General features: G+C 45.0%; 20 protein-coding genes. 10 read left to right on the top strand and 10 right to left on the bottom strand.

From position 1 onward, the window contains the following. Window positions 1–39: 39 nt before the first annotated feature. A complete protein-coding gene (locus tag Q4561_RS19060) occupies window positions 40–2,580 on the top strand; it encodes a TonB-dependent receptor (RefSeq protein WP_303462836.1) in 2,541 nt (846 codons plus the stop codon). Window positions 2,581–2,700: 120 nt separating this feature from the next. Here the strand turns inward: Q4561_RS19060 and Q4561_RS19055 are convergent, their stop codons facing one another. Both Q4561_RS19055 and Q4561_RS19050 read right to left on the bottom strand, forming a co-directional pair. Beyond that, window positions 2,701–4,317, bottom strand: a complete 1,617-nt coding sequence (locus tag Q4561_RS19055; RefSeq protein ID WP_303462834.1) for a cisplatin damage response ATP-dependent DNA ligase — start codon at window positions 4,315–4,317, stop codon at window positions 2,701–2,703. Between the two features lie 2 nt (window positions 4,318–4,319). Then, complete coding sequence (locus tag Q4561_RS19050) at window positions 4,320–5,402, bottom strand: ligase-associated DNA damage response exonuclease (RefSeq protein WP_303462833.1); 1,083 nt, start codon at window positions 5,400–5,402, stop codon at window positions 4,320–4,322. Between the two features lie 234 nt (window positions 5,403–5,636). Between Q4561_RS19050 and Q4561_RS19045 the strand changes: the two genes are divergently transcribed. Next, window positions 5,637–8,120 (top strand): ligase-associated DNA damage response DEXH box helicase, encoded by a 2,484-nt coding sequence (locus Q4561_RS19045; protein ID WP_303462842.1) that lies wholly within the window; start codon window positions 5,637–5,639, stop codon window positions 8,118–8,120. Here Q4561_RS19045 and Q4561_RS19040 read toward each other — a convergent pair. Next, window positions 8,117–8,359, bottom strand: a complete 243-nt coding sequence (locus tag Q4561_RS19040; protein ID WP_303462832.1) for a hypothetical protein — start codon at window positions 8,357–8,359, stop codon at window positions 8,117–8,119. The genes Q4561_RS19045 and Q4561_RS19040 overlap by 4 nt on opposite strands. 324 nt (window positions 8,360–8,683) lie before the next feature. On the opposite strand from Q4561_RS19040, the gene Q4561_RS19035 reads away from it, so the two are divergent. Beyond that, window positions 8,684–9,490: a metallophosphoesterase gene (locus tag Q4561_RS19035; protein ID WP_303462831.1), complete on the top strand. Its 807-nt coding sequence runs from the start codon at window positions 8,684–8,686 to the stop codon at window positions 9,488–9,490. Between the two features lie 357 nt (window positions 9,491–9,847). Here the strand turns inward: Q4561_RS19035 and Q4561_RS19030 are convergent, their stop codons facing one another. From Q4561_RS19030 to Q4561_RS19015, 4 genes are all read right to left on the bottom strand, one after another. Beyond that, window positions 9,848–10,741: a carbon-nitrogen hydrolase gene (locus Q4561_RS19030; RefSeq protein ID WP_303462830.1), complete on the bottom strand. Its 894-nt coding sequence runs from the start codon at window positions 10,739–10,741 to the stop codon at window positions 9,848–9,850. After that, on the bottom strand, window positions 10,728–11,792 hold the full coding sequence (locus Q4561_RS19025; RefSeq protein WP_303462829.1) for an agmatine deiminase family protein: 1,065 nt from the start codon (window positions 11,790–11,792) through the stop codon (window positions 10,728–10,730). The genes Q4561_RS19030 and Q4561_RS19025 overlap by 14 nt, the downstream gene beginning before the upstream one ends. A gap of 142 nt (window positions 11,793–11,934) precedes the next feature. Continuing rightward, window positions 11,935–12,324 (bottom strand): carboxymuconolactone decarboxylase family protein, encoded by a 390-nt coding sequence (locus tag Q4561_RS19020; protein ID WP_303462827.1) that lies wholly within the window; start codon window positions 12,322–12,324, stop codon window positions 11,935–11,937. Window positions 12,325–12,390: 66 nt separating this feature from the next. After that, window positions 12,391–12,762 carry a MerR family transcriptional regulator gene (locus Q4561_RS19015; protein WP_303462826.1) on the bottom strand — a complete coding sequence of 124 codons (372 nt, stop codon included), beginning with the start codon at window positions 12,760–12,762 and terminating at the stop codon, window positions 12,391–12,393. Between the two features lie 399 nt (window positions 12,763–13,161). On the opposite strand from Q4561_RS19015, the gene folE reads away from it, so the two are divergent. Continuing rightward, window positions 13,162–13,845 carry a GTP cyclohydrolase I FolE gene (folE, locus tag Q4561_RS19010; RefSeq protein WP_303462825.1) on the top strand — a complete coding sequence of 228 codons (684 nt, stop codon included), beginning with the start codon at window positions 13,162–13,164 and terminating at the stop codon, window positions 13,843–13,845. 55 nt (window positions 13,846–13,900) lie between these two features. On the opposite strand, the gene Q4561_RS19005 is transcribed toward folE, so the two are convergent. The 3 genes from Q4561_RS19005 to Q4561_RS18995 form a co-directional block, all read right to left on the bottom strand. After that, on the bottom strand, window positions 13,901–14,110 hold the full coding sequence (locus Q4561_RS19005) for a hypothetical protein (protein WP_303462824.1): 210 nt from the start codon (window positions 14,108–14,110) through the stop codon (window positions 13,901–13,903). 515 nt (window positions 14,111–14,625) lie between these two features. Beyond that, complete coding sequence (locus Q4561_RS19000) at window positions 14,626–15,009, bottom strand: VOC family protein (protein WP_303462823.1); 384 nt, start codon at window positions 15,007–15,009, stop codon at window positions 14,626–14,628. A 71-nt stretch (window positions 15,010–15,080) separates the two neighbouring features. Continuing rightward, on the bottom strand, window positions 15,081–16,031 hold the full coding sequence (locus Q4561_RS18995) for an aldo/keto reductase family oxidoreductase (protein ID WP_303462822.1): 951 nt from the start codon (window positions 16,029–16,031) through the stop codon (window positions 15,081–15,083). A 98-nt stretch (window positions 16,032–16,129) separates the two neighbouring features. Here Q4561_RS18995 and Q4561_RS18990 point away from each other — a divergent pair, with 98 nt between their 5' ends. The 6 genes from Q4561_RS18990 (at window position 16,130) to Q4561_RS18965 (ending at window position 21,661) form a co-directional block, all read left to right on the top strand. Next, complete coding sequence (locus tag Q4561_RS18990; protein WP_303462821.1) at window positions 16,130–16,708, top strand: lipocalin family protein; 579 nt, start codon at window positions 16,130–16,132, stop codon at window positions 16,706–16,708. A gap of 84 nt (window positions 16,709–16,792) precedes the next feature. Then, on the top strand, window positions 16,793–17,350 hold the full coding sequence (locus tag Q4561_RS18985) for an alkylphosphonate utilization protein (RefSeq protein WP_303462819.1): 558 nt from the start codon (window positions 16,793–16,795) through the stop codon (window positions 17,348–17,350). Window positions 17,351–17,378: 28 nt separating this feature from the next. Further along, window positions 17,379–18,428, top strand: a complete 1,050-nt coding sequence (gene pyrC / locus Q4561_RS18980; RefSeq protein ID WP_303462818.1) for a dihydroorotase — start codon at window positions 17,379–17,381, stop codon at window positions 18,426–18,428. Next, entirely contained in the window at window positions 18,395–19,834 is a 1,440-nt protein-coding gene (locus Q4561_RS18975; protein WP_303462817.1) for an ABC transporter substrate-binding protein, read from the top strand. The genes pyrC and Q4561_RS18975 overlap by 34 nt, the downstream gene beginning before the upstream one ends. Continuing rightward, on the top strand, window positions 19,831–21,213 hold the full coding sequence (dbpA, locus tag Q4561_RS18970; RefSeq protein WP_303462816.1) for an ATP-dependent RNA helicase DbpA: 1,383 nt from the start codon (window positions 19,831–19,833) through the stop codon (window positions 21,211–21,213). Before Q4561_RS18975 ends, dbpA begins: the two co-directional genes overlap by 4 nt. 49 nt (window positions 21,214–21,262) lie before the next feature. Further along, window positions 21,263–21,661 carry an ACT domain-containing protein gene (locus Q4561_RS18965; protein WP_303462815.1) on the top strand — a complete coding sequence of 133 codons (399 nt, stop codon included), beginning with the start codon at window positions 21,263–21,265 and terminating at the stop codon, window positions 21,659–21,661. Window positions 21,662–21,670: the final 9 nt, after the last annotated feature.

Raw genomic sequence — 21,670 nt, 5'->3', positions numbered from 1 at the left:
CCAAATCTTCAATGAAAATAATAGAAACCAGGGAACACCATGAATATCAGAAAGTACTCATTAATTTCGCTATCAGTCGTCCTAGCGCTGGGCTCATCTGTATCGCTTGCTCAGGAATCGGATGAAGGGTTGGAGCGTATACAAGTCACAGGGTCAAATATAAAGCGCAACGATTTAGAAGGTGCAGCGCCGGTTCAGGTTATTGGGCGTGAAGATATTGACCGTACCGGTTTTACAAACTTGCAGCAATTACTAGAAACGCTTCCAGCGGCAGGTACTGGCACTTTTTCTACCCAAGGTAACAACCAAGATTCTACGGCAAATGGGGGCGCAGCAATAAGTCTTCGAGGCTTCGGTGCAGATGCGACCTTAGTACTCATTAACGGTCGTCGTGTTGCCAGCAGTGCGTTTGCAGAAGGGATTGTGAATTCTTTTGTGGATATCAATAATATTCCAGTTGCGGCTATAGAGCGCATTGAAATACTTAAAGATGGTGCTTCAGCCGTCTATGGCTCAGACGCGGTAGCAGGGGTAGTTAACGTTATTCTTCGTAAAAACTTTGAAGGTACAGAAGTGTCATTGGGTTTTGGTGGCACGACAGGCCCTAGCTATGAAGAAACAAGCTTTAGCCTCTTATGGGGAACCGGAAATGAAGAAAGTAACGCTACTGTCATTCTGGACTACTTTAAAAATACACCACTAATGCGCGATGAAGTGGGCATTTACGGCACAGTTTACCAGCCAGAAAATGGCATTGATGGGCGATCTTCTTCTGGGTTTCCCGGCACGTTTATTGTAGATGGCGTATTAACCCCTGATGCTGCTTGCCCTGACGAAAATATAGTTAACAGTACTTGTCGTTATGATTATGGGCCGGCGGGTGCAGTACTTCCTGTCGCTGAGCGTATTGGCGTCATGCTTCAAGCTAACCAAATGCTAAGTGATTATGCTGAAGGTTATATAGAGATGTCAGCACAGCATAATACGTCTATGGCGTTTGGGGCTGCCACACCACTTGGAAGAACGGCGGGTTTAACAGTAAGTGCTGAGCATCCAGATAACCCATACGGTACAGACGTTATTATTAATAACTACCGTACCGTCGATGCTGGGGGGCGGGTGTGGAATATCGAGTCAGATACATTGCGACTTGTTGCAGGTATCAGAGGAACGATTAAAAATTGGGATTACGATGTTTCTGCGCAAAAAGGACGAAGTAAATCTCTTCAGACTGGTGGAATTGGTGATGGTTGGATACGCGTAGACTATCTTCAAAGAGAAATAGATGCGGGTAACTACAATCCGTTTGGGGGGACTTACAATGATCCTGACGTAGTTGCCGATATATCGACGAGTTTGGTGCGACAAGGTGAGTCACATATGACCTCATTCAACGCCAATATCGCTGGCGATGTATTTACCATTTCAGACATGACTGTACAGATGGCGGCAGGTGCAGAGTACCGCGAAGAGGATGCATCAGATAAACCTGATGAGCAATTCGAAAGAGGGCTTATTTTCGGTACTGAGGCAATATCGGCACAGGCATCAAGAGATATCACGGCAGCATATATCGAGTTTTTGGTGCCTTTCACAGATACCTTTGATGTAACCTTGGCAGGTCGATACGATGATTACAGCGATTTTGGTTCTACCACAAATCCACAAGTTTCATTCTCCTGGCGACCGCTGGATAATTTCTCGTTAAGGGCTTCATGGGGGCAAGGATTCCGCGCTCCGTCTTTAGCTCAGATTGGATTAGGGCCATCTCAAGACTCTCCTTTAGTTGACGACTTTTATCGATGTGAATCGGATGGAGTGTGCGAAGGCGAGCGAGAAAGAAGCGTCATTTATACTTCTGATGCGGTATTGCAACCCGAAGAATCAACGACATGGAATATAGGGGTAGTGTGGCAAGTTACGGAAGCTTTCGATTTTACCGCTGACTTGTGGAGTATTGAGCAAGATAACAAAATCGATCAAAACCCTGTTGAAAACATTTACGCCGCTGAATGTGGGGATCAGAACAGCACTATTTGCCAGCGTTTTGACCCGCTTCCAGGGGAGACGTTAGGACAAATTGATAAAATATATAACGTATATGTCAATTTAAGCTCGCAAGAGGCTAGTGGGTTAGATGTTACGGCTGGATATCTATTTAAACTAGACGAGCTGGGCATGCTGAAATTTGGTGTCGACTGGTCATATATCGATTCGTTTGAGAAAGACGGTATCGAATACGCCGGAGAGCTCAATTATCCCGAGCATCGAGGTCGGATAACCGCGGATTGGACATTAGATGACTATGGAGTAACAGCAATAATTCAATACATCGGAGAGTTTGAGAGTTATCAAGCCTTATCGGTTATGGAGGAAAGTGAAGCTGATATGGTTGATTCGCATACCTTAGTGAGTTTACAAGGGCACTACAACATGAATGACAACACCAAATTCACGTTAGGAGCGACTAACCTTTTTGATACCGATCCACCATTTACTGCTCGAGGATATGGCTATGTGGCTGAAACGCATAGTCTTAGAGGGCGATTCATTTATGGCTCTATAAAATACAAGTTTTAGTTAATCCTATAAAACTATGCTTATAAAGCTATGCCCATAATACAATGAAAGCCCCCTCTAAGTCATTTAGAGGGGGTACCGAACTCAGTAAACAAAACCCAGACACAAAATATGTATGGGTTATTGTTCGATTAACGCTTTTACATTACTAAGTGTATCTGCCTCGTTCGCAGGTTTATCCCAGCGAATACGGTGTATGCGAGGAAATCGTAGCGCTACGCCTGATTTATGCCGTTTGGAGGGGTGAACCGCATCGAAAGCCACTTCTAGTACCAGCTCTTTTTTAACCTCTCGCACTGGCCCGAAACGGCCTATGGCGTTTCGTCTTACCCAGTTATCTAGTTTCTTAAGCTCTTCATCAGTAAATCCCGAGTAAGCTTTGCCGATAGGCAGCAGTTGCTCATCTTGCCATGCACCAAAGGTGTAATCGGAATAAAAGCTAGAGCGCTTACCGTGACCACGCTGGGCATACATCATCACCGCATCTACCACCAACGGGTCGCGTTTCCACTTGTACCACTGGCCTTTAGGTCTGCCTGGCACATAAGAGCTGCTTGAACGCTTTATCATTAACCCTTCTACCGCGCGGTTTTCACATACCCTTTTATGCAGTGCTTTAAGTTCTGTTGGTGAATCGGCAGATAAGCACTCAGATAAATGCAGGCGTGATTTATTGTCTTGTTCCTGAATACCATTTTTGTCAAACCATGCTTCTAGCGCTTTGCGTCGGGTAACAAGAGGGGAGTCGGTTAATTGCTTACCCTCTAACACCAGTGCATCATAAACAATAAGCCCTGCGGGGTTGGTTTTCATTAACGCTGCAGTGGGCTTTTTCTTATTGAGCCGCTGCTGCAGAGCATTAAATGTATTGACTTCATCGTTATGCATCACCAACAGTTCGCCATCTAGCACCATGTTATCTACAACCATATTGGCATTCACACTATCGAGTAGGTCGGGGAATGCATGGCTAATGTCATCACCGGTGCGGGAAAATAGCGCCTTTTCAGGTTCTTCTTTTGTGGTATTACAAACCAACTGCACCCGAATGCCGTCAAACTTGTGTTCTATTTGCCACTGCTCGGGGATAAAGTCGTCGATATCACTTTGCGCAATGGGGTGGGATAGCATGACAGGGTGAAACGTAACTGCATTGCTAATATCCGGTTTAGGGGCGTTACCTTCAAGCCATGCGAGCAGGTCGGTATAAGGCGGTGTAACCCCATGCCACAGTTTTTCTATTTCAGTGATATCTTGGTTGCCGTATTCCGCCAAAATCTGTTTGATTGAACGAGCCGGTACCCCAATTCTCAGCCCCCGTGTTCCAAGCTTTAATAGTGCCCAGCGCTGTGATGGGGTCATTATGGTGAGATAATTTGCTAATGTTGAAGCAACTTTTTGTTTGCTGACATTCGCAAATGTATCTACCACCTCAGACAAACTAGGCAAGGTTTTATCCGGTGTAAACTCGGGCCATAAGTGGGCCACTGTTTCGCTTACTTCGCCCACATAATCGTAGCTCATTGCAAATAGCTCTGAGTCTACCCGTTCAGTGATCAGCTTTTTAACGGTATTACGTTTGAAGAAATCAAATCGAAGGGTACCTGCCATCGCGGCAATAGCCCAGCCGCGATCGGGGTCTGGCGTAGTAGCAAGGTAATGCAAAATGAGCTGGGCTTTCGCTTTGGTTCCCGCGGTATAGTAAAGCTGTTCAAGTAAGTCACTAAACGCCCGCATTGCTATTCCTCCTGCGCCGCTTCATCGTAACCTACCAGCGATAACGCTCGTGCTTTAAACCCCATCTTCTGTGCCTGATACATAAGTGCGTCTTCTCGGCCGTGGGTCACCCATACCTCGCTAGGGTTCACTTCGGTAAGGGTTTGCAATAACTCGGGCCAATCGCAGTGATCTGAAATAATAAGTGGTAGCTCAGCGTTGCGCTGCTTAGCTCGAGCGCGAATTTGCATCCAACCAGACGCCAACACTGCGCGAACATGTGGCAAGCTTCTCGACCACCTGTCGGCTAATGCAGAAGGGGGAGCCAATACGATTTCACCGGCTAGTGACGCTTTGTCTTCAACCTCGCTAACCGGAATAATATCGCCTAACGCAATACCTTCTCGTTCATACAAATCACACAGCTTCAGTAATGCACCGTGTAAATAGATAGGCTTGGTATAGCCCGCTTCTCGAAGCGCTAAAATAACCCGTTGGCATTTTCCTAGCGCATAAGTGCCAACTAAATGGCAGCGTGTTGGAAACACATCAAGGGAATGAAGAAGCTTTTGAATTTCCTGTTCAATTGGCGGGTGGGCAAATACTGGTAAACCGAAGGTGGCTTCAGTAATGAGCACATCGCAAGGTACTACCTCAAACGGCGGACAAGTGGGGTCGTGCCTTCGCTTGTAATCGCCAGATATCACAAGCCGATAACCCGCATACTCAATAAGTAATTGTGACGAACCGAGTATATGACCAGCTGGGTAAAAAGTGACTTTTATTTTGCGTTGCCCTTGTTCAGTTGAGGCACTGTTACTATCAGTAGTGGTTACTTCATCAAACTCTACGCTCTCGCGATAGGGCACCGGTATTTGTACTTCAGCCATGTCGTCGCCATAGCGGGTGGTCATAATTGCCATGGTTTGCGGGTGGGCGAATACTCGCTTGTGGCCGGCCCTAGCATGATCGGCATGACCGTGGGTAACAAGCGCGGTATCTACAGGCTGCATGGGGTCTATATAGAAATCACCAGGTACGCAATATAAACCAGCGTCGTCAGTCTTCATCCACTTCGAAGGGTGTATTGTATTCTCGGCCGTCATATAAAAACCCACAAGCTCACGGTTATCGTTTCATATGACTACGGTGGTTTTACGCAATTGGTTGAGCGTAGTGGAAAATTAAACCCTTCTGCCGCATTAACGTATATCTACTATTGCTTACCATCGAAACAGCAGAGTAACGAAAAATCATGGCGCAGGAGAAGTTTGGGCAGGGGCCTAGGGTTGTACGTAGCTTTTATGTCGGAAGATATACCAGCAGATATGCCAGCACATATGTCTAAAACCAAAGCATCACCTAAGAAATCAATTGAAACCAGTAGCGACATTTTGCCACCGGCGTTTAGCCAATGGTTCAAAAATAAAGGCTGGACGCTTCGAGATTACCAAATGCAGATGTTGGCGCAAGACACCCACAACACTACGTTATTAATTGCCCCAACCGGAGCTGGAAAAACCCTATCGGGCTTTCTACCTAGCTTAGTCGAGTTAGCGCAATCGCCACAGCCAGGCTTGCACACCTTATACATTTCCCCACTTAAAGCGTTAACCCAAGATATTCATCGCAACTTATTGCAACCTATTGAAGAGATGGAATTGCCGATAACGGCAGAAACTCGCACTGGCGATACACCTTCGCATAAACGGCAGCGGCAACGAAAAAAACCACCAAACCTGCTGCTTACTACCCCAGAATCTTTAATGTTGATGCTGAGCTATGCCGATGCTGACAAGCTATTTGGCAAGCTAAAGCGAGTCATTATTGACGAAACCCATAGCTTGGTAGCAAACAAGCGGGGGGACTTTTTATCTTTAGCGCTAGCACGACTTTCAGTATTGTCGCCTAAAATGAAGCGAGTAGGCCTATCGGCTACAGTGGCTTACCCAGAAACGCTAGGTGCATGGCTTGCTGGCACAGAAGGCGTTGCTAATATCATCAGCGTGAAAGCGGGTGAAAAACCGAAAGTAGAGATGCTGCAATCTGAAAACCGCATGCCCTTCGGTGGTTTTATGGCGCGTTATGCCATCACCGATATCTACAAGGCCATTGAAGGGGCGAAAACGACCTTGGTGTTCGTTAATACTCGGGCGCAATCTGAACTAATTTTTCAAATGCTGTGGGAACACAATACCGCTGCGCTACCGATAGCCTTATATCACGGCAGCTTAAGTAAAGAGCAACGGCGCAAAACAGAAGCAATGATGTCTAGCGGATTGCTACGGGCAGTAGTGTGTACCTCGGCGCTAGAGCTAGGTATTGATTGGGGCGATGTCGATAAGGTTATTCAGGTAGGCGCACCAAAAGGTGTAAGCCGACTATTGCAACGTATTGGGCGAGCAAACCATCGGTTAGATGACCCCAGCGAAGCGTTACTTGTACCAGCTAACCGATTTGAAGCCCTTGAATGCCAAGCGGCTATTGATGCAATTAACAAAGGCGAGCTAGATGGCGATGCGCCGCAGCCGGGGGCACTGGATATCATCCCCCAGTTTATAGTGAATTGCCTATGTAGCAATGCTGACAGCCCAAATACCCTTTACGAGCAAATCCTCATGGCATCGCCCTACCAAGGCCTCGATAAACAAGATTTTGAAAAACTATGGCAGTTCGCGTTAGATGGCGGGAGTGCGCTTAACGCCTACGAGCGATATCAGCGCCTTATGCAAAATGAGGATGGGACTTTTTCTCCGGCCAATAGGCGAGTTATTCAGCGTCACAGGCAGAATATAGGCACTATTGTTGAGGCTGGCAGGCTCAAAGTGAAGCGTATTCGTCGTGGTAACCAGGGCAAAATTATTGGGGAAGTAGAAGAATATTTTGCCCAGCAACTTACCCCAGGCGATACGTTTTATTTTGCTGGTGAAGTGCTTAAATACGAAGCCATTCGGGATATGCAATTGCATGCACGCCCCGCTAAAGCAAAAGAGCCTAAAATCCCCAGTTACTCTGGCGGCCAAATGCCACTTTCGACGTACCTGGCTGACGGGGTTAGAGCTATATTAGCTAACCCCAAGAGTTGGCGCAATTTACCTGCACAAGTGCAAGAGTGGCTGAGGTTACAGCAGCAGTTTTCACAGCTTCCTGAGCCTGAAAAGGTGTTGGTAGAGCAGTTTCCATTTCGTAACGTGAATCATACGTTGTATTACACATTCGAAGGTAGAAAAGCGAACCAAACCTTGGGCATGCTGGTTACCCGTAGAATGGAAAAAATGGGGATTAAGCCGCTTAGCTTTAGTGTGACTGATTATGGGTTGTCGATAAGTGCAGTGAATCAGATTACCGATACTCAACTACAACAACTATTCCAGCCGGATATATTGGGCGACGAACTAGAAGATTGGATGTTACAGGCACCCATGTTGAAACGATCTTTCAGGCAGGTAGCAGTAGTAAGCGGCTTAACCGAGCAGCGTTATCATGCCAGTCAGAAAACCATGAAGCAGGTAACGTTTTCAACTGACTTGATTTACGACACGCTGCGTGAGCACGACCCTGATCATATTCTTTTAGCGGTCGCGCGGGCTGATGCAGAGCGGGAGTTGTTAGACTTGCAGCGCTTAGCGAATTTGCTTATTCGCTTTGTAGATAAAACCACGTTAGTTAACTTAGAAAAAGTCTCGCCCATGGCCATACCGATTGTGCTGAATATGCGCAGTGAGCAAATAAAAGGGGCAGGTGCTCAGGCGATTATCGAGCAAGCCGATTTATATGCCGAAGCAGAAAATATGCTAGACGAAGTTCGGGCTTTGTTGTCCTAAAAGCTAAAAGCGGTGGAGTGGGGTTGGGTCTGGAACTCGCCGTGAATACATCCATGTAGGCTCTGATGCAGCATCCATGCTGCATAAGGTTCCATACCCAACCCCACTCCACCGCTATAGTTCGTGCGTGGGTTTGTATTTAAGTTCGAATGTTGAGTGTTGTAGAAAGAAGCACGCCGTGAATACATCCATGTAGGCTCTGATGCAGCATCCATGCTGCATAAGGTTTCTAGTGCCAATACTGCTCACCCAGTCTAATTCTATTGGTGTTAAAGTGAGTGAATATGAATTGAATACATCCATGTAGGCTCTGATGCAGCATCCATGCTGCATAAGGTTCCATACCCAACCCCACTCCACCGCTATAGTTCGTGCGTGGGTTTGTATTTAAATTTGAAAGTGTCGTGTTGTCGAGAGAAGCACGTAGTGAATACATCCATGTAGGCTCTGATGCAGCATTCATGCTGCGGAAGGTTCTAGACCCAACCCTATTCCCCGCTATTGTTCGTTCGTGGGCCTAGAAGTGGTGGAAAGGTGTTTAACATTATAAAAGAGGTCAATCAGTGGCAATAAATGAGCAGTGGCTATCTTCACAGGTGGCATTGCGTAGTATCAGTATTGTGAAATTTGCAGAGCTGCTTTGGTTGTTAGATGCCAGAGGTGTGGCGTATTTGCCTGCGCTTGACTGGCTGGTGGTATCCGATTTACACCTTGAAAAAGGGAGTTATTTACGTAGTTATGGTAATCCGCTGCCAAGTGTAGATTCCGTTGCTACGCTTAAACGTCTGCAGCACATTATTAGCGATTATAACCCTGCTCGGGTAATTAGTTTGGGTGACAGTTTCCACGATAAGCACAGTATGTCTCGCATGACTGCTGAAGACAGAAACCTCTTATGCGATATCATAAATAGCGTTCCTCACTGGGATTGGGTAGAAGGGAATCACGACCCCGACTTACCTGAAGGTATTCCTGGTAACCCTTGCCATGAAATAGTGCATACTAATGTGGTGTTTCGCCATGAGCCAGAAATCTATGAACCAGAATCAAGTGAAACAGATACACATGAAACAGAGCCACATAAAAAAAAGCTATATGAAAAAGAACTAGGTACGAAGGATAGGGTTCAAGCTAAGCCCCACGCTGAGTCGCAAGTTATTGGTCACTACCACCCTAAAATACGCAAGACTATTTCCCGTCGTCGATTTTCAGGGAAGTGCTTCGTTGTCACTGAAGACCTATTTATCATGCCAGCTTTTGGGCAATTCACTGGCGGCTTAGATGTGGATGAAGAGGTCATGCTAGCGTTAGCATCTAAAAAATCCCGTGCTTGTTACATGCTTTACGAAGGCACAATATTTAAAGCGTGACTTATAGAGTAAAATCAAAAAAGTTAGGACACTCACCTAAGATAAAATGTGGACACCCACTTTAGGAGCCTACCTGTCGAAGTAAGTAGGAGCTCCAAATTATTTAGACACCCACTCGAAAAGTATATCCTCATCAATTGGTTACTAAAATCCCGCTAGCTTTCTTCCGTTAAAATTTGCGTGTTTTTGAAGAAAAAGAAAGGTGGGTGTCCAATTTTAAAAGTGTGTGAGAATTGTGGGTGTCCAGTTTAAAGAGAGTTTGAAAACTGTGGGGGTCCAAGAAATACAAATAAATAAGAACAATAAAAAACGGGCAACAAAGTTGCCCGTTTTTTTTGAATTTACTATCAAACTAGTTTAATCGCGCCAGCGCTTGGTTAAGTCTTCGTAAGCATCTATGCGACGGTCACGGAAATAAGGCCAAATGCGTTTTACTTTTTCAGTGCGGGTTAAATCTAGCTCTACCGAAAGAGTGGTTTCACCTTCCGCTTCTGCCTTCGCTAAAATTTCACCTTGTGGGCCGGTTATAAAACTTTGACCCCAAAATTGAATGCCTGGGTCGCCCGCCACTGGCGAAGCTTCAAACCCTGTGCGGTTTGCTACGATAACCGGCACCGAGTTTGCCACTGCATGTGAGCGCTGAATGGTTTCCCATGCGCCATGCTGGCGGATCTGCTCTTCTTCAGTATCGGTAGTATCCCAGCCAATTGCTGTTGGGTAAAATAATAAATCAGCGCCAGCCATTGCCATCAGGCGAGCGGCTTCTGGATACCATTGATCCCAACATACCAGTACGCCCAATTTACCCACGCTGGTTTCAATTGGCGTAAAGCCCATGTCACCAGGTGTGAAATAAAACTTCTCGTAAAAACCAGGGTCGTCGGGGATATGCATTTTACGGTATTTACCGGCAATTTCTTTGCTTCTATCAAATACCACTGCGGTATTGTGATAAAGACCAGAACCGCGCTTTTCAAATAGCGATGTTACCAACACAATATTGTGTTTTTCAGCCAGTTCGCCAAAGAAATCTGTCGCAGCACCTGGAATAGGTTCGGCTAAATCGAAGGCATCTGTGTCTTCCTGCTGACAGAAATAAAGGGTGCTATGAAGTTCCTGCAACAAAATGCACTCACAACCTTCAGCGGCTAATTTCGCGACTTGCTCAGCGCTTTTGTTCCAGTTAGTTGCTTTGTCGTTATCAGCAACAGACTGTTGTACCAAGCCTATTTTTAGCTTAGTTCGTTGCATATACAGACACTCCTTTTGAAAAGGTGGAAATAACAGATTCTTTCAACGTATTTGTGGGTACCTGCATGGAAATACAATGCAAACTACCGAATTGCTTTACCAACACCGAGCAATCAATAGGCTCGATAATATGGTCGGGGTAAGCCAACTGCATTTGGCTAATTGCCGCTTCATCTTCAGGTTGCCCGTAAATAGGTAAGAGCACCGCGCGATTACAGATCAAAAAATTGGCATACGATGCAGGTAAACGCTCGCCTTCGCTATTCACAATATTAGGCAAAGGTAACCTGAATTGCTCGTGTTCAGGCATTACGCTGGCGCACTCATCACACAAGGCGCTCAGCCCAGCATAGTGACTGTCGTCTTTTCGATTATCAGCCGCTTGAATCACTAAACCTTTATTAGGCGTAAAGCGCACCAAGGTGTCTACGTGGCCATCGGTATCATCACCTTCAAGATGGCCGTGCTCTAACACCGTAAAGGTGCTGCACCCTAGCATTTCGTTAAACGTTTCAGCATAGTCATTGATAGTCATATCGCTATTACGTTTAGGATTTAGTAAACACTGAGATGTGCTAAGCAAATGGCCCATATCGTCAATTTCTAACGCGCCACCTTCGGCAACTACAGGGCTACTTCGAAGCGGCAATTTACATAATGAAGCTAAGTAACGTTGGTTCGCCATATTGTCTTCGCTGGCATCGAATTTATCACCCCAGCCATTGAAGCGGAATTCTACCGGCGCACCGAATCCTTCAGTATCTCTACAGGTTAAAAAGCCGTAGTCGCGAACCCAAGTGTCGTTGTATGATGCAGGCAAAATAAGTACCCGTGAGTGATCGCCAAGGCGAGACTGTACATCGTCAACATCATCGGGAGCACATAGCAAGATTACACCAGCGTGATAACGGTTAACTGCCGCAATCACGTTTAGGTAGGTTTCTCGGGCTTCTTCTAACCACGGCGCCCAGTCGGTTTCTGCATGTGGCCAGGCAAGCATCACTGCATCAACGGTTTCCCATTCAGGTACCAGTTTACGACTACCTTGCATGTCTATTCTCGATAGAAATAAATAAAGCCGCGATTATAACTATCCTATCCACGGCAACCAATAGCAAACTTGATGAAATTCTGTGGCTGTCACGATTCATAGCTCGACTTGTCCTCGTCGTAACTATTCTTGTTAATAGCCACTAACTATTAAGTATTCCGCGCTCATCAAATACCGCTTTTGCGGCGCTCGCGCCATTTAGCGCCGCCGGAAACCCCGCATAAACCGACATCTGAATTATCACTTCTATTATCTCTTTTGGTGAACAACCCACATTTAACGCTGCATGAATATGTACTTTCAGTTGTGGCTGGGCATTTCCCAAAGCGGTTAACGCAGCGATAGTCGCTATTTCACGATACTTAATATCTAGCCCTTCACGACAATATACATCACCGAATGGGTATTCAATGGTATATCGGCCTAAATCAGGGGCGATATGTTTTAAGGATTCAATAACCTTTTCGCCTGCGTAGCCATCTATTTCTTTTAATTTTTTCCAGCCGCGATTGTAGCGTTCTTCACTGTTCATTTACTCTTCTCCGGTTTGTAATGCCTCAAATCAAGACCTACTTAGGCTAAACCTTAGAGTTAACTCTCAGTCAAGCGGGGAATGACTAGTTAACATTTCATCGTACAGGCCAATCTTGTTACTCAGCGCCTCTAGATGGCCTTGTTGCTTGTTTATTATGTCAGACAACATGCGCGCATGATTTACAAGCATAGCTTTACGAGCTTCAAGTGTGCAGGCGCCTTTTTCCCGCAACTTTGCGTAGGCTAGTATGCTTTTAAGTGGCATATCGGTTTCTTTCAATCGTTGAACGAACTCAATCCACTGGATATCTTTTTGTGAAAACACCCTATGGCCATTGGGCATTCGACGTACATTGCCAATTAACCCAATCTTGTCGTAATACCTGGTAGTGTGGGGAGTAATTCCAACCTGTTTTGAGAATTCAGATACATTCATAATGCACACCAATTAAATTGAGAAAGCAGTTTGCTAGCTAGATTAGCATATTGAAAAAATGTGTTGGGGCTACAAAAGTCACGTGAAACTTAGGTTACTGGTGGGGCAATACCGGATAGTTAAATTTACATATGTGCTTAACATGCTATGAGTAATAGCTTTTAGTGATTAGGCTAATCTAAGCATTTGCTCGATCAATAGTCGCTAGAATGCTAAAATATGTGCGTTAGAAGTCGCCAATCCTTTTTTGCCTAAGCGAAATCACTTAGGTCGTAATGAAGCTACTCAGTAGCCTTGCGTTGGCTTTCAGGCGGTATTGTCATTTGCATCTTGGTATCAAGTTAGCCTTAATCGTACTGGTTTCGTTTAAGGGTAAAGAAGTATTTACGGATAGGGTTAATGTTAGCAAAAGAAGCGGTCATTGTGCGTGATGCACTAGAGCCATCTATTTCTGAATCGGCACAACGTGTTAGAGCAGCGCTTGAAAATAAAGGGCTGGAAACACCTATGGTGCCCAACGGTTTATCTGATGAGCAGAAACGTCAGAAAATCGAAATTGCCATGCGTGACGTTATGAATACGCTTGGGCTCGATCTTACCGACGATAGCTTGCACGACACGCCAACCCGTATTGCAAAGATGTACGTGAATGAAGTTTTTGGTGGCCTAGATTACCGCAACTTCCCCAAAATAACTCAAATTGAAAATAAGATGCGCTTAGATCAGCCTGTGCAGGTATCTGATATCAGCCTAACCAGCACATGTGAACATCACTTTGTGACCATTGATGGGCTAGCAAGCGTTTCTTATATCCCTAAAGATACCATTATTGGTTTATCTAAACTAAACCGCTTAGTAAGCTTTTTCGCACAGCGCCCTCAGGTGCAAGAGCGATTAACACAGCAAGTGCTTGTGGCTATTCAAACCCTAGCAGCAACTGACGACGTCGCGGTAAGCATTAACGCAACGCATTATTGTGTTAAAGCTAGAGGGATACGGGATACTAATTCTTATACGAAAACGTCTGCATTAGGGGGCAAGTTCTTGTCTGATGTAGAGTTACGAAGAGCATTTTTTAGTTAGTAGTTGCGTGATTTTAAAAGCTGCTACAAGACTAAAAGCCGCTCTTCTAGCGGCTTTATTTCGAATGAAATTCTGTTTCTAATTCACTTATGACAAGGTTGATTCGACCTTGTACGCCATTTGCTGCGATCAGGCTTAAATCCTTCTTACAACATCCACAGGTTTCAACCTGCTCTTGATACATATCTCGAATGGTCGTTTCAGCAAATTCGTTAATTGCACCACAATATGGGCACATATATTCTAACGTGGTTACGGTCTTCATATTTTGTCCTTTTAAGCTTCACCCATATCCATATGGTGACTTTATATATTAAAGCTTGAGTGTTGAACGGCAGTGTCTGACTAAGAATTAATACGTGTGGTAAAACCAAATCGATTAATCTAAAAAAGTATAGTCGCAAATTAATATGTTGCCCGGTGAATACGCTAATTTTTTCTAAGTTTAGGTACTACAACAAAAAATAAGTTAATCGGTTACCTTGACCAGAGCTCAAACGAGAACTCAACTCAGATTATTGATTAGTACTAGTATGCTTAAGTAAGCCGAGGGCTACTGGGGATATGGATTCAGCTAGGACGAGTAGCATAAGATAGGAAACAGGCGCTTTTTTAAAATGAGCACAGAAAACAGCGCTATTTTGTTGGATATTTTGTGAGTGCCCCGAACTTTTTATTGGCTATCGAACTATGGGTGTCCAAATCTTTGTAAAATATTTCAGATGCTTGAGATATTAAAAAGGTGGGTGTCCCTAAATTTTTTACAATAAGTTTTTCTTTTTACAGTTCATAAAGTTCTAGCGGTAACCCGTCAGGATCGGCGAAAAACGTAAAACGCTTACCAGTGTACTCATCAACGCGAATAGGTTCGCATTCCACTTTTTTAGAGGTTAAATGGGCGATGACGTCATCAATATCATCTACCCTAAATGCCAAGTGACGTAACCCTTGCGCTTCTGGCCTAGAGGGTCTAGCTGGTGCTCCTGGAAAAGAAAATAACTCCAATTGCCCACCATCTGGTAACGCCAGGTCACATTTATACGACTTTCTTGCTTCGCGATAATTTTCCGCAATAACACTAAGACCAAGAATGTCTGTATAAAAGTGTTTAGATACAGGGTAATCGCTACAAATCAACGCGACGTGGTGAATTCCTTTTAACATAAATAAGCTCCGTTAAGGCATCAACTGAGGGGGCTATGCGCCTTGTTACCGGCGCATACATAGCAAGCCTACTATGGCATTTCTTGACCGCGAGCGGTCTCAAGTAACAAATACCAATGCTCACGAGTAAGTTGCACATCCATCGCTTTATGACAGGCTTTTATTCGCTCGATATTGGTAGTACCAAGTACCGGCTGAATGTTGGCAGGATGGCGCATTAACCAAGCTAATACGATGGCTTCTGGGCTAGTAGCATATTCAGCGGCCAACGAATTAACTAGCGCAGCAGTGGCAGCATCCGCTTCATTTTGCGTTCTTGCGCCGGTATATTTACCTTGAGCTAAGCTACCCCATGCCTGAAGCTGAACCTTGTTCATCATGCAGTACTCAAGGGTACCTGGTGCATAACCTGAATTACGGTTTGCTGGGCTATTGGTGGTAACACCGTCTTCTAGCCAGTCGCGAAACGCTAAGCTCATCTCCAACTGATTTGCCACAATTGGGCTTGAAAGCGCCGATTGTAGGTACGCCATTTGATGGCCATGCATGTTCGATACGCCTACATGCTTTATCTTACCTTGCTGTTGCAATGAAGAAAGGGTGGTGGCGACCTCGTCTAATTCCATGAGTGGATCGGGGCGGTGAAGTAACAAAATGTCAAGCTGCTCAATGTTCAAACGCTGTAAAATACCTTCTACCGAAGATTCAATCCACTGTGCCGAGAAGTCGTAGCGCTTTGGTCCTAAATCGTCTTCAAAACGTATCGCACATTTAGACTGCAGAATCATTTTTTCTTTAAGCGAAGGGTTTTCCTTCAAAACCTGACCAAACACGGTTTCAGCTTTTCCAAAGGTATAAATGTCTGCATGATCGAATACATTAATATCAAGAGCCAATGCTTGTTCTATTACCTGGTGTGCTTGCTTCACGTGTTCTGGTGTGGGTGACTCATTGTTCCAGCCACCACCAAGGCCCATGCAGCCATAAACGAGTCTGCTTGCTTCTGGGAAATAGTTCTGCATCTTGTACTCCAAATGAATGTGCAACTACATTGGCAGTTACACTAACGTGCTATTTTACTAAAGTAAGCCATATATAGATGAAGCTAGGGGATTAGTCGATGTTTAACACATTGAATACGTATGAAGGTATTTTTCGCCGTTTATTTAGTAAACAAATTAAAAAGTGGGTTGCGGTAACCTTACTATTTTCTTTGTTTGGATGTACGTCGGTCCCTGATGGTGTAACGCCAGTAGACGAATTTGAACTAGACCGATATTTAGGCCAGTGGTACGAAGTTGCTCGCTTCAACCATAGCTTCGAAGAGGGCTTATCAAACGTCACCGCTACCTATTCAATGCGCGAAGATGGTGGGGTGAAGGTTATCAATCGGGGTTACTCTGAAGAAGAAGGTAAGTGGGATGAAGCTGAAGGTAGAGCCTATTTTGTATCGTCCCCAAACACGGCTCACTTAAAAGTATCGTTCTTCGGCCCCTTCTATGCTAGTTATGTTGTGATGGCATTAGACAAGGAAGGGTACGAATATGCCATGGTGACTGGACCTGATAGAGAGTATCTGTGGATTTTAGCCAGAGAGAAAACCTTACCTCAAGACACAATTAATAGGCTTTTAGCTCAGGCAACGCAAAAAGGCTACGATACTGACAAGCTTATTTGGGTATCTCAAGAAGCACCTTAATGGCTACAGCACGGCGTTTTTGGCAACCCATATTTTGCCGATTTGTGGTATACTTTGCGGCAAAATATTCAAGGAACATATGCTGTGCTTCAAGAAGCTGTTTTCAATCGAGCGGATAACGCTTGTGAGTTATGTAAAAACACCGAAAATTTAGATGTTTTTATGGTCCCAGAGTCGCCAGATGAAACGGCTGGATGTGCGGTACTCACCTGCCAAACTTGTCGTACACAGCTTACCGGCGAAGCCGACATAGATACTAATCACTGGCGCTGCCTAAATGATGCCATGTGGTCTCCCACTCCGGCGGTTCAAGTGGTCGCTTACCGTATGCTTAATAAATTAAGCGGCGAAAGCTGGGCACAAGATTTGTTAGATATGGCTTATTTAGAAGACGATGTCAAACAGTGGGCCGAGGCGGGACTGATTGAGCAAGAAGCCACGCTTGATTGTAACGGTACGGCTTTGCAAGTTGGCGATAACGTACATCTTGTTAAAGATCTTACTGTCAAAGGGGCGAACTTTACGGCAAAGCGAGGCACCCCGGTAAGAGGCATTAGCCTAAGCGACAATCCTTTGCATATTGAAGGTAAAGTGAACGGCACCCGCATTGTCATTATTGCGGCTTATACTAAAAAATCTTAATTTGTCTTAAAGAAGAGAGCTTTCGGTTATGCAAACGCTAACGATTAGAACCCCCGATGATTGGCACCTACATTTTCGTGATAACGAAATGCTAGCAGAAACTGTACCTGCGACAGCCCGATGTTTTCAGCGTGCCATCGTTATGCCTAACTTGGTTCCACCCGTGGTGAACGCAAGTATGGCGGTTGCTTATAAACAGCGTATTGAAGCGGCTCGCCCTACCGGCAGTAACTTCGAACCATTGATGACCCTCTTCTTAACTAACACTACATCAGTGCAAGATATTGCCGATGCAAAAGCCGCAGGCGTAACGGCTTGTAAGCTTTACCCCGCTGGCGCAACGACCAATTCAGATGCTGCAGTGAAAGGCATTGAGGCTTTATACCCTGTATTTGAAGCGATGGAAGCGCACGGATTATTGCTGCTTATTCATGGTGAAGTCACTGAAGCGCATATTGATATTTTTGACCGTGAAAAAGTGTTCATTGATACCCATTTGTCACCTATTGTAGCGGCGTTCCCGAACTTGAAAGTGGTGTTTGAACACATTACTACCGCAGATGCTGCGGCCTTTGTGGTAGACGCTAGCGCCAATGTAGGTGCAACTATCACCCCGCAACATTTATTGTTAAACCGTAATGATTTGCTAGTCGGCGGTGTGCGTCCTCACAATTACTGCTTACCAGTATTAAAACGCAATACCCACCAAAAAGCGTTGCAAGATGTAGTGGCCACCGGTAACAACAAGTTTTTCTTGGGTACCGACTCTGCCCCTCATGCAAAACATAAAAAAGAGAACGCATGTGGCTGTGCCGGTTGTTATAGCGCTTGGTCAGCCATAGAGCTTTATGCTGAAGTGTTCGAACAGTTGGGCGCATTAGATAAGCTAGAAGAGTTTGCCAGTAACTATGGCGCTGATTTCTACGGCTTACCCAGAAACAACACTACAATGACATTAGTAAAAGAAGCGTGGACAGTGCCTGAGCAAGTTACGTTAGCTGACGGTACTGATATGGTACCTTTTTATGCAGGGCAGACGCTTCAATGGAAATTACAAGACACTTTCCAAGCGCGCTAGCCCGTTTAGCGCTTTGCCTCGCGCTATTGTTTTATACCGTAGCGCATTCTGTCGTGCAGGCAAAAAGTTCTGTTATGCCCGTCTCTACGGTTGAGAGCACAGGGGGTATTCACCCAGATGTATTAAGTGCTTATCAACATAGTTTGGTGACTGAGATTGTAAAAGTCGCCGGATACCAAGCACAATTCGACTCATCGTTAAGCCTAGCAAGCACGCTGTTCACCTCGGAAAATGTGGGAAATACAGAGAGTGTGGGGAATACAGAGAGGACGGAGAGCACTAAAGGCATAGAAAGCACAATAGGTACAAACGATGTTAAGTTTCGCCAAGCGCATTCCAAACGTTTATATACAGGTGTTCGTAGAACCCCAGAAAATGAACATCAATACTATTGGATAACTCCCATCGCTGCATTCTCATGTGCGAACAATACGATTGAATGCAGTAATAACATGGGCGAGGGGAATACTGACGTTAGCTTAAGCTATCTAGCACTGTACAATATTGTTGAAAATAAAGAGTTAGCAGAGTCACTTTCGTTAACCGCGAGCGAATTTAAAGCATCAGCCAGTTACCAAGAGTTACAAAATGAGATATCGGCCAAACTTGATTCACCACAAAGTGTGTTTTCTTTTGGTATTTTGAGTTTTGTAGGCAACTTACACGTTGATACCAGTAATTTGTGGATCATTTCAGATTTGGTGCCGCTGTTTAGCCAGTTAGGCGAACGTAACGAACTAGAAGGCTTGGCTGCAGATTTTGTAAGAGAAGTATTGATTGACGCAGAGATCACATCTCCTATTCTCTATGCTCCTTGGGATCGCATTGCTAAAGAAGCCACCACAAAGTCCAATGTATTAGTGTTCTCAATAGTATTAACTGCTGAGCGAGAACCTATATTTCATTGGATAACGCCAATATCTCGTAATTTGCATGGTTTCTTTGGCATCAATCAAGGCACGTTCGAGAAAATTGATGACGTTCCACTGAAAACTCGGGTAGGTACATTAAAGAACGATTACCGCTTTGATGTGGCAGCCTCTAGAGGGTTTGACGCTAAGGCGTATGGCAGTTGGCCTGAAATGGTTGAAGCGGTATTAAAGAATGAAGTGGATGTCATATTCGGTTCACAAGGCGCAGTCGACTTTGGTTGCAATGGGAATGCGCGATGTAGTGATATACAACAAGTGGCGCCCTATAACGTGTCATCGACCTATTTAGCCTTATCAAAATTAGACACTTCGTTGGTGTTAGTAGAAAAATTGAAACTCGCATCAGCCAGAATTAAGAAAAGTAACAAATTTAAGCAAACCTCCCAAGCGTGGAGCGAAGCCGTTCATAATAATCACAATGTTGCCCATCATATTGAAAATGGTGTCGTGCATCTTTGGAAAAAACAGAAATGACTATTGAAACAATAAAGCAGCTTGAAATAAATCCAGCTATCACGAAAGCGTTAGATTCACAGGGTATTTTTACCTTGTCACCTATTCAAGCTCAGTCTTTGCCCCATGCTTTAGCTGGGCAAGACGTAATAGGACAGGCACAAACCGGTAGTGGTAAAACACTGTGCTTTGTAATACCTGCCCTAGAAAAGATAGATCCTACCTTATTTGCAACCCAAGTACTGGTGTTGTGCCCAACACGAGAGTTGGCCGACCAAGTAGCTGTGCAGTATCGAAATGCGGCCAAGCTAATAGGTAACATTAAAGTGATGACAATTTGTGGCGGCCAGCCTATGGGCCCGCAAATACAGTCGCTTAAGCATGGTGCTCATGTAGTTGTAGGCACGCCGGGTCGCGTGATGGAGCATGTCGAGAAACGCAGGCTGATGCTTAAAAATGTACGTTTACGCGTGCTTGATGAAGCCGACCGCATGCTAGACATGGGTTTTGAAGATGCGTTACGAGTTATCTTTTCGCCAATGAAAAAGGGTGTGCAAACGTTACTCTTCTCTGCCACTTACACGGAAGAAATTGAGCGTATTGCCGATCAGTATCTAACCGAACCGGTGATTTGTAAGGTTGAGAGTGATGAGTCGAGTAAGCCGTCCATTACTCAACTAGGCTACAGTGTTCTGCCGCATACCAGAATACAAACGCTAAAAGCTATTCTTACTGATTCACAGCCGAAAACTGCCATTGTATTTTGTAACCGCCGAGTCCAAGTTACTGAAGTGGTAGCATCGTTACTTGAAGATGGTTTTAGCGCGGCAGGTCTGCAAGGTGAAATGGAGCAGTACGAGCGTACCGCGGTACTTAACCAGTTCGCCAGTGATGCATTACAAGTTTTGGTTGCTACAGACGTGGCGGCGCGTGGGCTTGATATCGATGATATTCCCTGTGTAATCAACTACACCGTGAGCGAAGAGCCAGAAACTCACATTCACCGTATTGGGCGTACAGCTCGTGCGGGCGCCGAAGGCACTGCAATAACGTTGGTGAGTGACGAAGAAGAGCACTTCCTGCGTAAAATTGAAGTACTACAAGGTACCGATATTCCACTAAAAGGCGCGCAAGGCTTACGTTTTCATAAAAACCGTATTATCCAACCTGAATTCAGCTGTATTTCACTAAGTGCAGGTAAAAAGCAAAAACTTCGTCCTGGCGACTTAGTGGGTGCGCTTACTAAAGATGCAGGCATACCCGGTGATGATGTAGGAAAAATTGCAGTACAAAATAGCCAGAGCTTTATTGCGGTTAAATTACGCAGCGTAAAGCGCGCCATGAATCACTTTCGTGAAGGCAAAATCAAAGGTAAGCGTATTCGCGCACGCAAGTTGTAATCTGCGCTTAATAGTACCAACGTAAATAGCCTCAAATTAAGGTGATTGTATGTCAGGTGAGACAGACTTAGGTAAGTTACTCCAAACCCTTCAGCCGGTGTTAAGCGCCGAAGAGTTTGTATTTGTGAGTGTTCCGTATTCTGTTTCTTCTACTCAACTAGCCAATGCCCTAATGGTATTTAAAGAAGAGGAAGGCACAACCCTTATTCTTGAATCGTCCTTTGCAAGTAATGAAGGCTTTGAAGTAGATAGCACTTACAAGCGTATTACTTGTAACGTACATTCAAGCCTTGATGCCGTGGGCATGACGGCGGCCATGTCAGCAGCACTGACTAACGCAAACATCAGCGCTAACGTGGTGGCAGGCTATTATCACGACCACATTTTTGTGCCCCAAGCCCGTGCTGATGAAGCAATAGCGGTTCTGTTAGGCCTAGCAAGTCGCTAATAATGGTGT

The sequence above is a fragment of the Alteromonas sp. 1_MG-2023 genome, from assembly GCF_030547075.1.
In the GTDB taxonomy this organism is placed as follows: domain Bacteria; phylum Pseudomonadota; class Gammaproteobacteria; order Enterobacterales; family Alteromonadaceae; genus Alteromonas.
Note: the sequence above shows the minus strand (reverse complement) of the source record. Positions and strands in the feature narration are given on the sequence as shown.